This is a genomic window from Bacillus sp. ISL-47 (assembly GCF_018613175.1).
GTDB lineage: Bacteria > Bacillota > Bacilli > Bacillales > Cytobacillaceae > Cytobacillus.
This window is the reverse complement of the sequence record NZ_JAGGQS010000094.1, coordinates 1-12414: the sequence shown is the minus strand read 5'-3', so window position 1 is coordinate 12414 and position 12414 is coordinate 1. Positions and strand designations below refer to the sequence as shown.

At 42.0% G+C, this 12414-nt stretch carries 15 protein-coding genes, 11 tRNA genes and 1 rRNA gene; 1 reads left to right on the top strand and 26 read right to left on the bottom strand.

The window, feature by feature from the left end; translation table 11 throughout:
- From J7I93_RS24970 to J7I93_RS24910, 13 genes are all read right to left on the bottom strand, one after another.
- A 16S ribosomal RNA gene (locus J7I93_RS24970) occupies positions 1-231 on the bottom strand; the annotation flags it as partial.
- A gap of 96 nt (positions 232-327) precedes the next feature.
- Positions 328-401: transfer RNA gene (locus J7I93_RS24965), tRNA-Gly, on the bottom strand.
- Positions 402-423: 22 nt separating this feature from the next.
- A tRNA-Pro gene (locus J7I93_RS24960) sits at positions 424-500 on the bottom strand.
- Positions 501-503: 3 nt separating this feature from the next.
- Positions 504-580, bottom strand: a tRNA-Arg gene (locus J7I93_RS24955).
- Positions 581-640: 60 nt separating this feature from the next.
- Positions 641-726: transfer RNA gene (locus J7I93_RS24950), tRNA-Leu, on the bottom strand.
- 59 nt (positions 727-785) lie between these two features.
- Positions 786-870: transfer RNA gene (locus tag J7I93_RS24945), tRNA-Leu, on the bottom strand.
- Between the two features lie 15 nt (positions 871-885).
- Positions 886-961: transfer RNA gene (locus J7I93_RS24940), tRNA-Lys, on the bottom strand.
- 13 nt (positions 962-974) lie between these two features.
- Positions 975-1049 (bottom strand) — tRNA-Gln (locus J7I93_RS24935).
- 5 nt (positions 1050-1054) lie between these two features.
- Positions 1055-1130: transfer RNA gene (locus J7I93_RS24930), tRNA-Asp, on the bottom strand.
- Positions 1131-1155: 25 nt separating this feature from the next.
- Positions 1156-1227, bottom strand: a tRNA-Glu gene (locus tag J7I93_RS24925).
- A 15-nt stretch (positions 1228-1242) separates the two neighbouring features.
- A tRNA-Ser gene (locus tag J7I93_RS24920) sits at positions 1243-1333 on the bottom strand.
- 5 nt (positions 1334-1338) lie between these two features.
- A tRNA-Asn gene (locus J7I93_RS24915) sits at positions 1339-1413 on the bottom strand.
- 155 nt (positions 1414-1568) lie between these two features.
- Positions 1569-2042 carry a SprT family protein gene (locus tag J7I93_RS24910; RefSeq protein WP_214729614.1) on the bottom strand — a complete coding sequence of 158 codons (474 nt, stop codon included), beginning with the start codon at positions 2040-2042 and terminating at the stop codon, positions 1569-1571.
- A gap of 178 nt (positions 2043-2220) precedes the next feature.
- Here J7I93_RS24910 and cmpA point away from each other — a divergent pair, with 178 nt between their 5' ends.
- Positions 2221-2334: a cortex morphogenetic protein CmpA gene (cmpA, locus tag J7I93_RS24905; protein WP_009336300.1), complete on the top strand. Its 114-nt coding sequence runs from the start codon at positions 2221-2223 to the stop codon at positions 2332-2334.
- A 126-nt stretch (positions 2335-2460) separates the two neighbouring features.
- On the opposite strand, the gene J7I93_RS24900 is transcribed toward cmpA, so the two are convergent.
- The 13 genes from J7I93_RS24900 to J7I93_RS24840 all read right to left on the bottom strand — a co-directional run.
- Positions 2461-4644 (bottom strand): Tex family protein, encoded by a 2184-nt coding sequence (locus J7I93_RS24900; protein ID WP_214729612.1) that lies wholly within the window; start codon positions 4642-4644, stop codon positions 2461-2463.
- Between the two features lie 264 nt (positions 4645-4908).
- On the bottom strand, positions 4909-5505 hold the full coding sequence (locus J7I93_RS24895) for a PP2C family serine/threonine-protein phosphatase (RefSeq protein WP_214729610.1): 597 nt from the start codon (positions 5503-5505) through the stop codon (positions 4909-4911).
- Positions 5502-6296, bottom strand: a complete 795-nt coding sequence (gene sigB / locus J7I93_RS24890; RefSeq protein ID WP_144544111.1) for an RNA polymerase sigma factor SigB — start codon at positions 6294-6296, stop codon at positions 5502-5504. The genes J7I93_RS24895 and sigB overlap by 4 nt, the downstream gene beginning before the upstream one ends.
- Positions 6274-6747 (bottom strand): anti-sigma B factor RsbW, encoded by a 474-nt coding sequence (rsbW, locus tag J7I93_RS24885; RefSeq protein ID WP_026580741.1) that lies wholly within the window; start codon positions 6745-6747, stop codon positions 6274-6276. The genes sigB and rsbW overlap by 23 nt, the downstream gene beginning before the upstream one ends.
- Positions 6744-7076, bottom strand: coding sequence for an anti-sigma factor antagonist (locus J7I93_RS24880; RefSeq protein WP_214729608.1), 333 nt, complete (start codon positions 7074-7076; stop codon positions 6744-6746). Before J7I93_RS24880 ends, rsbW begins: the two co-directional genes overlap by 4 nt.
- A gap of 60 nt (positions 7077-7136) precedes the next feature.
- Positions 7137-8147 carry a PP2C family protein-serine/threonine phosphatase gene (locus tag J7I93_RS24875; protein WP_214729606.1) on the bottom strand — a complete coding sequence of 337 codons (1011 nt, stop codon included), beginning with the start codon at positions 8145-8147 and terminating at the stop codon, positions 7137-7139.
- Between the two features lie 11 nt (positions 8148-8158).
- Complete coding sequence (locus J7I93_RS24870; protein WP_026580738.1) at positions 8159-8560, bottom strand: anti-sigma regulatory factor; 402 nt, start codon at positions 8558-8560, stop codon at positions 8159-8161.
- Positions 8561-8564: 4 nt separating this feature from the next.
- Positions 8565-8921: an STAS domain-containing protein gene (locus J7I93_RS24865; RefSeq protein ID WP_026041667.1), complete on the bottom strand. Its 357-nt coding sequence runs from the start codon at positions 8919-8921 to the stop codon at positions 8565-8567.
- Between the two features lie 2 nt (positions 8922-8923).
- The gene (locus J7I93_RS24860; protein ID WP_214729604.1) at positions 8924-9757 is read right to left on the bottom strand and encodes an RsbT co-antagonist protein RsbRA; all 834 of its coding nucleotides are present in this window, start codon (positions 9755-9757) and stop codon (positions 8924-8926) included.
- A gap of 410 nt (positions 9758-10167) precedes the next feature.
- Positions 10168-10518: a type II toxin-antitoxin system endoribonuclease NdoA gene (gene ndoA, locus J7I93_RS24855; RefSeq protein ID WP_009336311.1), complete on the bottom strand. Its 351-nt coding sequence runs from the start codon at positions 10516-10518 to the stop codon at positions 10168-10170.
- Positions 10519-10522: 4 nt separating this feature from the next.
- Positions 10523-10804, bottom strand: coding sequence for a CopG family ribbon-helix-helix protein (locus J7I93_RS24850; RefSeq protein WP_035331931.1), 282 nt, complete (start codon positions 10802-10804; stop codon positions 10523-10525).
- A gap of 177 nt (positions 10805-10981) precedes the next feature.
- On the bottom strand, positions 10982-12139 hold the full coding sequence (alr, locus tag J7I93_RS24845; RefSeq protein WP_214729616.1) for an alanine racemase: 1158 nt from the start codon (positions 12137-12139) through the stop codon (positions 10982-10984).
- Positions 12140-12220: 81 nt separating this feature from the next.
- The coding region (locus J7I93_RS24840; RefSeq protein WP_214729602.1) for a hypothetical protein at positions 12221-12414 on the bottom strand (194 nt) is incomplete at its 5' end.

Below are 12414 nucleotides of genomic sequence, written 5' to 3'. Positions count from 1 at the left end.
GTAAGTGATAGCCGAAACCATCTTTCAGCTTTCCCTCATGTGAGGGAAAGAATTATCCGGTATTAGCTCCGGTTTCCCGAAGTTATCCCAGTCTTACAGGCAGGTTGCCCACGTGTTACTCACCCGTCCGCCGCTGACTTCAGGGAGCAAGCTCCCATCCGTCCGCTCGACTTGCATGTATTAGGCACGCCGCCAGCGTTCGTCCTGAGCCAGGATCAAACTCTCCATATAAGAGTTGATTAAGCTCATAAGTTGTCTTTTTAAAAAAGACTAAAGAATTAACGTTGACGTTTTTGTTCGTTCAGTTTTCAAAGATCAATAAAATTTTGGAGCGGGTGAAGGGAATCGAACCCTCATCATCAGCTTGGAAGGCTGAGGTTTTACCACTAAACTACACCCGCATATATAATTATTTTTCCCGAATGGTCGGGAAGACAGGATTCGAACCTGCGACCCCTTGGTCCCAAACCAAGTGCTCTACCAAGCTGAGCTACTCCCCGTATTGGCGCGCCCGAGAGGAGTCGAACCCCTAACCTTTTGATCCGTAGTCAAACGCTCTATCCAATTGAGCTACGGGCGCATTTATAAAAGCAACTCTTGTATTATAATGGCTTAAAAACCGCTTGTCAACAACTTTTTTTGGTGCGGCCGAGAGGACTTGAACCTCCACGGGGTTGCCCCCACTAGGCCCTCAACCTAGCGCGTCTGCCATTCCGCCACGACCGCTTAATGAAGCGACAATAACTATCATACCAGGGTGAAATAAATAATTCAATAGTAATTAATGGTGCGGGTGAAGGGAGTCGAACCCCCACGCCTTGCGGCGCCAGATCCTAAGTCTGGTGCGTCTGCCAATTCCGCCACACCCGCAATATTAAATTAAAATGGTGAGCCATGAAGGACTCGAACCTTCGACCCTCTGATTAAAAGTCAGATGCTCTACCGACTGAGCTAATGGCTCACAAACAAAAAAATGGCTGGGCTAGCAGGATTCGAACCTGCGAGTGACGGAGTCAAAGTCCGGTGCCTTACCGCTTGGCTATAGCCCAACAAATGGCGGTCCCGACGGGAATCGAACCCGCGATCTCCTGCGTGACAGGCAGGCATGTTAACCGCTACACCACGGGACCTGCTTATTGTTTTTTTAAAAGAAAGTGACCCGTACGGGATTCGAACCCGTGTTACCGCCGTGAAAGGGCGGTGTCTTAACCGCTTGACCAACGGGCCATTGTGAGAATATTCTGGCGGAGAAGGAGGGATTTGAACCCTCGCGCCGCTTACGCGACCTACACCCTTAGCAGGGGCGCCTCTTCAGCCACTTGAGTACTTCCCCAAATATGGCTCCGCAGGCAGGATTCGAACCTGCGACCGTTCGGTTAACAGCCGAATGCTCTACCACTGAGCTACTGCGGAATAGTAATGAATCATAGTCGATATCGTGGTAATCATCTTATCGACTCTTTACATTATAAGGACGTGGACTTCAAAAGTCAAGCTTGTTTTTGAAAGAATTTATTAACCTCTCGTCCTGTTTTTGTCCTGCGACAATTACTAAATATAAATCCTTTTTAGTCCATTGTCAATTCTTTTTCGAACAATAATTTCCCTCTGCATTTTCCGCAAACATATCTCTTGGTATCAATAGCTCTTCTTCTATGATAAGTTTGATTGCACTCTTCGCAAATATAAATAAGTATTTTCTTGGGTGTTCTTCTTTTTTGGCGATCGGGCAAAGCTGAGCAAAATCGTGGCGCACCCACTTTCTTCATTAACTGCCTGAAATCCTGATCACGGTGTTTATATCCTCTGCCCTCTAAGTGCAAATGATAATGGCATAGCTCATGCTTAATTATGCCAACAAGTTCTTCCATTCCAAGCTGCTCATAATATTTTTTATTTATTTCTATATGATGAGAGTTTAACAAATACCTTCCGCCCGTCGATCTAAGCCTGGCATTAAAGTATGCTTGGTGGCGAAATAGTTTGCCAAAGCTTTCTAAAGATATCTTTTCAACAAGTATTTGAAGATCTTTGTCTTTCATCGCAATGTTTTCCCCTTTTATAGTGAACATGACAACCTATTATAGCATACATTATATATACCTTTTACAGAGAAGGAGCTCTACTTATTTTTAGGAGCCACTTCTTTCCTTACGATAAGGAAGCCATACCATATCCACATACACCTTAAGGATTAAATAACATACGGGAGGTAATCATATGCCTGTTTGGTTTCAGAACCAAATCCAGCGTGCGTTTTACGAGAAGGACCGTTATCAGATTAAATTATTAAATCAATGCTGGTTTTTTTATAGAAAAAAACACTGCTCATAGAAAAGCTGAGCGCCTTGCGACAAGCATAAGGCAATCACGCAGGAACTCCTGATTTCTGAGTGATGTGGCTTATGACTCGAGGAGCTAGGCGCTGAAGCTAGACAAAATGAGCCAGTGTTTTTCTTTTTAACTTGTCGGGTCCAGCATAGTTAAAGCGACTCTTCCTTTCTGTTTATCTACAGAGTCAACCCAGACTGTGACTACATCACCTACAGATACAACATCCAAAGGATGCTTTACAAATTGACGGCTAAGTTTGGAGATATGAACAAGGCCATCCTGTTTGACCCCAATATCTACAAAAGCCCCAAAGTCAACTACGTTTCGCACTGTCCCCTGAAGTTCCATGCCCTCCTGTAAATCTTCGAGCTTTAATACTTCCTTCTTTAATAGAGGCTTCGGCAATTCATCACGAGGGTCTCTTTCGGGTCTCATTAACGCATCAATTATATCTTTTAACGTCAGTTCGCCAATTTCAAGCTCTTGTGCTGTTTGGCTAATGTTCAATCCTGCTAGGGCATCTCTTAATGAAAGGGTTCCAAGATCATTGGACTTAAAGCCAAGATTGGTCAGCAGTTTATTTACTTCTGCATACGTTTCAGGGTGAATGCCTGTCCTGTCCAACGGCTCTTTTCCATCCACAACTCTTAAGAATCCGATCGCCTGCTCATAGGTTTTCGCTCCAAGGCGCGGAATTTTTTTCAGCTGCTTGCGGTCTGCAAACTTTCCATCCTCTTCACGCTTCTTGACTATATTATTGGCAACTGTTTTAGAGAGTCCCGCAACATGCTGGAGAAGTGATGATGATGCTGTATTGACATTGACGCCTACCTGGTTTACTGCAGTCTCTACTACAAAGTCCAGCGACCCGGACAGCCTCTTTTGAGATACATCATGCTGATATTGCCCCACTCCAACAGATTTCGGATCAATTTTCACAAGCTCTGCAAGCGGATCTTGAAGGCGGCGTGCAATGGATATAGCACTCCTTTCTTCTACCTGCAGATTAGGGAATTCCTCTCTTGCCAAATCAGATGCAGAATAGACGCTAGCTCCTGCTTCATTAACGATTAAATAGAAAATCTCATCCTTCATTTCTTTTAAAATGTCTGCTATAAATTGTTCTGTTTCTCTCGATGCAGTTCCATTGCCGATCGCAACCATTTCTACCTTATAGTTATTGAGTATATGAATAACTTTTTCTCTAGCCTGTTTTGTTTTAGAAACAGGAGGATGAGGATAAATGACATCGATATTTAGGACTTTCCCTGTATCATCAACAACAGCAAGCTTACAGCCTGTTCTATAAGCAGGGTCTACACCTAGTACAACCTTGCCTTTTAACGGAGGCTGCAGCAAAAGTTTTCTGAGGTTTTCCGAGAAAATCATGATCGCCTGCTCTTCAGCCTTTTCTGTTAACTCATTGCGTATTTCACGTTCAATGGAAGGCTGTATTAACCGCTTATACCCGTCCTCAATCGCTTCTTTTACTATTGGGGCAGCGAGAGAACGGCCGTCCTGCACCCATTTTTTAAATAAGTAGTTCAGGATAAAGTCTGTATTTGGCTTTATATTTATTTTTAATACATCTTCCTTTTCTCCTCTGTTTAATGCCAGCGTTCGGTGAGGAACAATTTTATTAATGGGCTCCTCATATTCATAATACATTTCATAAACGCCCTTTTCGTCATTTTCTTTATTTTTTATAGACGATTCGATTGTTCCTTTTCTGGCAGTTTCTGTACGGATCCATTTCCTGCTGTCTGCTTCGTCCGATACCCATTCTGCGACAATGTCTTTTGCACCTAAGATTGCTTCCTCGACAGTGTTTACTTCCTTTTCTTCTGACAAAAATTCCTTCGCTTTTATTTCAGGCTTTTCATTAAGCGAAAAGGTAAGCAGCCATTCAGCCAAAGGCTCAAGCCCCTTTTCTTTTGCCACAGTCGCTTTCGTACGGCGTTTCTGCTTGAAAGGGCGGTATAAATCCTCAACCTCCTGCAATTTAACGGCTTTTTCAATTTTAGCTTTTAATTCATCTGTCAATTTGTCCTGCTCTTCAATTAGACGGACTACTTCTTCTTTCCTGTGATTAAGGTTTTGTATGTATTGCCAGCGCTCCATAATACCCCGGATTTGAACCTCATCCAATGCGCCAGTCTGTTCTTTTCTATACCGGGCAATAAATGGAACGGTATTTCCTTCTTCCAATAAGCTTATTGTATTCTTCACTTGTTTAACTGCTATTGATAGCTCTCCAGCAATCATATTTAGCACTTGATCTTGTTTATCCAATGTTTTCTCCAAGTTCATTCCTCCATCATAGAGTTTCATCTTTTATTTTAACAAAACCTTTTTAAAGTTTCACACTTGCCACGACGGACCAGTCCTTTTTAAGCCAGATTCTGCTAAAGCTCATTGTTGATAATGGCACCCACTGATTGGAAGGCACTAGACTCCCGCGGCTAGTCAAAGGGAGCCCATAGGTCTTAGCGCTTTACGGACTGTCCGCATTTAGCTGAGTTTCTTGTTTAACAGGCAAGTTAACAGAGCCTAAAACAAAAAGCTTACCCTGTTTTAGAGTAAGCTTCCAAGTATAAAAGTAGCATCATCGGCTGTTGATGGATACTGCTTTTTTATATCCTCCGAGATAAGATCAATAGGGAGAAATGCTTTTAGCAAAGATTTAACCCCTTGAATATTTAAGCCATCTGAGTATATTAAGAATTTCGAATCAGCTTCATACGTAAACCGTTGAGTGTGAAACACCTGCGGCCTCCCTGAAAGATACCCCGTCACAGGGAGAGGATAGGTTAGTTTGCCAGTTGAGGAGTAAAGGAAAAATCGAATATTTCCTACGCAGCTATAAACAAACTCCCTTGTGGCAAAATGAACCTTAAACAGAGCAACTGCAGCCCCTCGCTTTTGCATAAGCACCTCATTGCAAAGCTTCATGATTGCATCTACGTCTTTTTCATGGTGCTCTTCTACAACTCCTATAACGGCAGAAGATGCTTCATACGCAAATTCTCCGCTTCCAAGGCCGTCTGCTAGTACACATACAAAGTATTCATCTGTTGCGGTAAAATAATAGCCATCCCCGCAGAATGATTTTCCTTCTTTAGCCGTCTGGTGAGCGATCACTTCGATGTTGTCCCTAACCAATTTGGTCATGAAAGGCACTCCGAGTTATTTGTTTCAGCATGAATAGCTTCTTGGAGTTTCTTGATCGCACGCCTTTGAAGTCTTGAGACATGCATTTGGGAAATTCCCAGCTTATCCCCGGCTTCTTTCTGGCTCATATTCTCAAGATATGTGTATTGGATAATCAATTTTTCTCTCTCTGATAAGACATGCAGGACTTTTTCAAGTACAAGCATTTGGTTTACCTTTTCGAAGCCCTCGTCCTCATTCCCGACGATATCCAGCAATGTTACTGTTCCGCCATCAGAGTCAGCTTCGATTGAGTGGTCAACAGAAAGCGCCTGGTAGCTTTTGCCCATTTCCATTGCTTCCAGCACTTCTTCTTCTGATACACCGAGCACATCGGCAATTTCGTCCACTCTAGGAGAACGATGAAGCTCAGTTGTTAGCTCTTCAACTGTAGCCTTTATTTTCGGGCCCAGCTCTTTTATTCGGCGAGGCACATGGACACTCCATGTTTTATCCCTTAAAAAGCGCTTAATTTCACCAATGATAGTCGGAACCGCAAAGGCTTCGAATGTTTTTCCGTAAGATTCATCATACCGGCGGATCGCCCCTAATAGCCCGATAATGCCGACTTGGACAATATCTTCATGATACGAACGGCCTTTTGAATATTTGCGGGCAATAGCTTCGACCAGGTTCTGATACTGTAGGACAAGCGCATTTTGGGCTTCTTCATCTTGGTGAAGCTGGTAAGCCTTGATTAAAGCATTTGTTTCTTCTTTGGATTTTTGATTAGGTTGAGATTGTTTTTGCATCCCTCTCCACCTGCTCTCCTTCTAGGTATTTGGTCATGAAGACCGTAACACCCTCTTTGTGATGAATTCTTACTTCATCCATCAATGTTTCAATCAGGTAAAGGCCCAAGCCTCCTTCACGCAAAAATTCCACAGAATCAGTCTGGTCATATGGTCCAATGCCTTGTCTCGCAGATTGAAAATCAAAACTCTTGCCGCTGTCTGCAACCATAACTTCAAGACGGTCATTATACAACCCGAAACCGATGACTACTTCACCTTGTTCATTCTGCTTGTATGCGTGTTGGACTGCATTGGTGCATGCTTCACTCGTTGCAATTTTTAAATCTTCAATTTCTTCATAGGCAAATCCCATTCTGCTGGCAATCCCGGATAGAGTCAGGCGGATTACCCCAACGAATTCCGGCTTAGCCGGAATTTTCACCTCTATATAATCAAATGGTTCGTTCATTGTACTCCACCTTCAATCCCGCTGTTTATATCAATAATATCGGCTAGACCAGTAATTTCAAAAAGTCTCTTTAAGCGATCCGACAAACCTATTATTTTAAACTTGCCGTTATTTGCACGTACATTTTTAAATACACCAACAAATACGCCTAAGCCGGTACTATCCATATAAGAGACTTCAGAGAGGTTTACCACCATTTCAACTCCCTCTTTTTCCGTTAAAGGAAAAAGCTCTTCCCGGAGCTTTGGAGCTGTATATGCATCAATTTCTCCGCTAACCATTGCTTCAATTAGCATATCATTTTCTTTTACATCTATTGTAATATTCATAACTGACCCACCTCTTTACATGTCAACTGCATTTTACTACTTACCCGTTGTTTAAACAGGTTAAACATTTCTTTTTAAAATAATTAAGGTAAAATCGTCTCGCAATTGAAAATGCTGGAGCTTTTCGAGTTCTTTATATACGCTATTAACAATTTCCTGTGCACTCAAATGAATATATTTCTTGATTAATTCAAGCAACGTTTCTTTTTCAATAAAACCTTCTTCAGTACGGCATTCTGTTACCCCATCTGACATTAATATAATCATATCTCCGGGATTTACTCCTTTTTCGTACTGGCGGTATTTAGTTTTTTTATCTATGCCCAGAAGGAGGCCTTTAGCCACCAGCTCTGTAAATTCACCTTCATCGGCATTAAAGAAAAGCCCTGGCTCATGGCCGGCAGAACCATATGAGAACATATGGGTATTTGTATCGTAAATCCCGTAGAACATCGTTATGAACATGGTCAGATCTACGTTTTGTTCCACAACCCGATTAAGGCTCTCAAGGACACTTTTAGGATCATTGCGGTTTTCAGGCAAACTATCCATGGCGTATTTAATCATGGACATACATAAAGCTGCCGGAAGGCCTTTTCCGATAACATCAGCAATCGCGATGCTTATACTGCCATTTTCATCCTGAACAAAATGGAAATAATCACCGTTCATATGTTTAGCAGGAACACTAATTGCACCAATGTCCAGGCCTTCTACAGAAGGAACCTGGGTACCCAGCAGAGTTTGCTGCACATTAGCGGCAATTTCCATTTCCGTTCTTAGCTCCTGCTGAATATGCTTCAAGTTCTGGTGCTCCCTATAGGCAAATCCATACCCAATCATGACTTCCAAAAGGATATCAAAAGAATGATGAACATACTCAGGCAAGTCTGGATACAGTTCACCCATCAGACTTTTATGAACGCTGATAATCTCTTCAGGAGAGACTTTGTGTTCAATCGACTTCCTGCTGAACTTCTGGCCCTGATACAAAGCCTGTTCAGATTGTTCCTTTATATAATTCTCCAGAATATCCCGATACTTTGACTCCATCATTTCTCGGAAATCCATACCGCTTCCCCCTAACGGAGCCACTTAGTTGCTTTTATATCTGTTCCAGTTCCCGGATTGGAGTCAATTAAGAACTCATCCATTAACCGTTTGACACCTGGCAGGCCGGCTCCTAATCCCCCCGATGTAGAGAATCCATCTTCCATTACTTGGCGTAAATCATTTATTCCAGGGCCGCTGTCTACTGCAACTATACGCAATCCCGCTTTTCCGCCGTCATATATTTTTTCTATACAGATCTGTCCTTGTCCGGCGTATAAATAGATGTTCCGGGCAAGTTCACTAATGGCTGTAGTGATTCTGGCCTGGTCAACTGTACCAAAACCAAGCTCTTTAGCAACATTCCGCCCAAGCTGGCGGGCTGCAACGATGTCCCATTCGTTTATGATTTTAACGCAGGATTGGTTTTCCATACAGTTACTCCCCCAATTCCTGTTGTAATTTCTCCAAACCTTTTTCTAAATCTAATGCAGTAAGGACATCATCTAACCCAATACCTAACTCAATCAGCGTAATAGCGACGGCAGGCTGTATTCCGGTAATGACTACTTTTGCACCCATCAGTTTGGACATATTTATTACGTCGCCTAAAACTTTAGCGATGAATGAATCAATAAAGTCAATAGATGTTAAATCAATCACGACTCCATTTGCACTTGTTTCATGGATTTTATGAAGCAAATCCTCCTGAAACTGAAGTGCAGTCTGGTCATCTAATTCCCATTGGATGGAGACTAACAAACAATCGTTTAACTTTAAAATCGGAATTCTCACTCTCACTCCGCTCCCTCCACATTCACAATTTTGCGGCTCGTTAACTCAAGAGCCGCTTCAACACCCTTTTTAAGCGTATTCTTTGTAGTAAACTGGTTTAAATCGATGCCCAGGTTTACAATCGTTTGGGCAATTTCAGGCCGAATGCCTACAAGCATGCATTTCGCTCCGACAAGCCTTACAGCATCAGCAGCCTGAATAATATGATGGGCTACCATCGTATCGACAACCGGCACACCGGTAATATCAATGAGAACCACTTCAGAACGGTGTTTAACGACTCCATTTAAAAGATTCTCCATGATCTGTTTCGCCCGCTCCGTATCAATAGTACCGACAAGCGGCATAACCGTTATTCCTTCAAAAACAGGTATCAGCGGAGCAGACAATTCCTGGAGAGCGATTTTTTGCAGGGAGACCGTTCTTTCCCATGTGGTTGAATACATATTAACCACTTCATTTACCATCGGAGTCATCCAGCTGTCAAATTCATATACAATTTTCAGCTGGTTTTCTTGAGTAACAATTCCTGCATCCTGCATGCTCTCAAATACAATTTTTCCGATGGTTTGCAATCCCTTAGTTACAAAACTAAGAGGCCAGCCCAAGCGGACAATTTTCTCGGAGAAATCACTTAGCTTTGAAGTGAATTCCTCATTTGAGCTTTTTATATTTGAAATAATCAGGTCGATAAACTCCCGGCTCGTCCCAACAAATACCTGATCGGAAACAACCCTGGTAACTCTTTCATCCGCATTCTCCTTAGTGGCTTGAAGCCAGTCATTGAAAATAGCGTCTTTATTTTGCTGAATATAATTTAAAATTGTGGAATCCATTAGTTCCTCCCTATTTTATCATATATATATTATTAGCCTTCCAAATCCCCTTTATTGTAAAGCAAACAAAAAATTTGTAAAAAAATAAGTAAAACCCGTTCCATATACATCTATTTAATGATAACAAGGATTGCCAGTCAAATGATACCTATTATGATTCCCTATTAATAGGACGATGCATTTGTTATTTCGACAGTTTTTTATAAAAAACCTCTTTTCAACCTATAAATAGGGTTAAACTAAGGGGCTGACTATTAAAACACTGAAGTGTATTCCTCCATTTAATTGGGTATATTTACACAACGGATGCTTTTTAAAAAAATAAAAGACTTTCTTTTTTACCCTCTTTCAAAAGAAGTAAACCTTTTTTGCCTAAAAACAAAAAAAACGCCCTTAAAAGAGCGTTTTTGTTAGAATTCGATGAGGCCTAAGCTGATTTGCACGGCTTCATCCACTTTTTCCATCATTTCGTCATCGAGATGGGTTATTTTATCGGTTAAGCGTTGTTTATCAATTGTACGAATCTGTTCTAATAAGATGACCGAATCCCTTTCAAAACCATAACGCTTCGCATCAATTTCAACGTGAGTAGGCAGCTTAGCTTTTTGAATTTGAGCTGTGATTGCTGCAACAATTACTGTGGGACTAAACCGATTCCCGATGTCGTTTTGGATGACAAGCACTGGACGGACGCCGCCTTGTTCTGAACCAACAACTGGGGATAGGTCTGCAAAATAAACGTCACCACGTTTGACAATCAAAGGATTATCCTCCGCTTACTAGACGTTCAACTGTGTGTTCTGCCTCGTATTCCGCTTGAAATGCTTCAGATGCAATCGTCAAATTTATTTTCGCCATCTCCATATAGCCTCGTCTCATGGATTCGCGAATTTGTCTCTTTTTGCGTTCACGCAAATACATTTTGGTTGCCTGATAAATGAATTCGCTCCGGTTAACGTTTTCTTGCTTTGCAAATCCGTCTAACTCGGTTAAAAGATGTTGCGGTAATTTTACCATTATCTCTGTTGTTGTGCTGGACTCAGACACAAACATACACCTCCACCATCACTACACACCATTTTTATATCTACCATTTTCAATATTACCATTAATAACGCCTACTGCAAAGGGGGTTCTTTAATTCTTCTGTATTATCGGCCAAAAAAATAGCCTTTTATGCATGAAATTCGATGAAATGGCAATTAAAAGCAATTGCCCTCATCATTATAGCAGATAATTGACTCCCCCGATAATCTGGCCATCTCTTTTATATATGCGCGGAACCCGAGAAGATACCATACAGGTAATTTCATAGTTAATTGTTTCAAGTTTTTCGGCAACTTCATCTACCGTAACTCTTTCGCCGCCCTGTTTGCCAATCAGAGTAACCTGCGTTCCAACAGGCATCTCATGAGGAAGCTTAATCATGCATTGATCCATGCATATTCTCCCAACAATCGGAGCCCTCATACCTTCTGCAAGAACTTCCTGCCCCTGAAGCTTTCGGATCCAGCCATCCGCATAACCGATCGGCAAAGTCGCGATCCATTCATCCTCACTAGCCTCATAAGTAGCACCATAGCTAACCTTTTCACCCTTATGAAGCTTCTTGACATGAGCCATTCTTGTATGAAGGGAAAAAGCCTCTTTCAGCGGAAAAGGAAGCTCAGGCTTCATTTCCATTGAAGGAACCAGCCCGTACATGCTGATGCCCATTCTCACAGCATTTAAATGGGCCTGGGGAAATCTCAGGCCAGCAGCGCTATTACTGGAATGGACATATTTCGGAACCGCTTCCATCCAGTCCACCATCTCCTCAAATCGGCTCAGCTGCTGATCAAAATAACCATTATCCAAAGAGTCTGCTGTGGCAAAATGGGTAAATGCCCCTTCAATCAGAAAACGCTTGTCCCCTTTGATAACGTTCTCAATTTCCTGCAGCTCATCCTGGCTGCGAATGCCCAAACGTCCCATTCCTGTGTCAAACTTTAAGTGGACGGCCAGCACCTCACTGCTCTCAATAAAGCTTTTGGCAGCAGATAACCAATCCTTTTGAAATACTGTAACGGAAATATTCTCTTTGGCTGCATCACCCGCATTTTCCGGACGGCTCGCACCCATTACTAAAATGGGAGCTGCAACCTTTTTCTTTCTCAAAGCCATTGCCTCATCGAGTGTTGCAACTGCAAGATAGGAAGCGCCTGCATCCAATGCTGCTTCAGCCACAGCGGCGTCGCCATGGCCGTAACCGTTCGCCTTTACAACAGCAATGACAATTGTGCCTTCTTTTACATGCTTTTTCATTGACTCTACATTATATGAAATATGGTCAAGATTTATCTCTGCCCAAGTATCTCTATACATATTTGTTTGTTCACCCATTGATGTATTCACGTCCTTTAGCCAATGCCATAATCTGTACATGTCGATTATCAAACTCCCCAGGAGGATTTGTCAAATGAATTATTTGGCTTTAAATATGGAAATTCTTCTTTCAAACGCAAATTGGTAAGTGGCCATAATTTTAACAAATATGGCCCAGTGCCAATAATATGTAAGGTAAAACAGCATGATAATCAGTTCCATTCCCGGAAACTCAACCTGATTTTCAGCAATAACAAATAAATAATCTGGAAACAATCGAGTAGGAGGGGGTG

Coding starts and splice junctions, on each gene's coding strand:
- J7I93_RS24910 (WP_214729614.1), bottom strand. CDS start 2,042: ATGAAAGACAAAGATCTTCAAATACTTGTTGAAAAGATATCTTTAGAA.
- cmpA (WP_009336300.1), top strand. CDS start 2,221: ATGCCTGTTTGGTTTCAGAACCAAATCCAGCGTGCGTTTTACGAGAAG.
- J7I93_RS24900 (WP_214729612.1), bottom strand. CDS start 4,644: ATGAACTTGGAGAAAACATTGGATAAACAAGATCAAGTGCTAAATATG.
- J7I93_RS24895 (WP_214729610.1), bottom strand. CDS start 5,505: ATGACCAAATTGGTTAGGGACAACATCGAAGTGATCGCTCACCAGACG.
- sigB (WP_144544111.1), bottom strand. CDS start 6,296: ATGCAAAAACAATCTCAACCTAATCAAAAATCCAAAGAAGAAACAAAT.
- rsbW (WP_026580741.1), bottom strand. CDS start 6,747: ATGAACGAACCATTTGATTATATAGAGGTGAAAATTCCGGCTAAGCCG.
- J7I93_RS24880 (WP_214729608.1), bottom strand. CDS start 7,076: ATGAATATTACAATAGATGTAAAAGAAAATGATATGCTAATTGAAGCA.
- J7I93_RS24875 (WP_214729606.1), bottom strand. CDS start 8,147: ATGGATTTCCGAGAAATGATGGAGTCAAAGTATCGGGATATTCTGGAG.
- J7I93_RS24870 (WP_026580738.1), bottom strand. CDS start 8,560: ATGGAAAACCAATCCTGCGTTAAAATCATAAACGAATGGGACATCGTT.
- J7I93_RS24860 (WP_214729604.1), bottom strand. CDS start 9,757: ATGGATTCCACAATTTTAAATTATATTCAGCAAAATAAAGACGCTATT.
- alr (WP_214729616.1), bottom strand. CDS start 12,139: ATGGGTGAACAAACAAATATGTATAGAGATACTTGGGCAGAGATAAAT.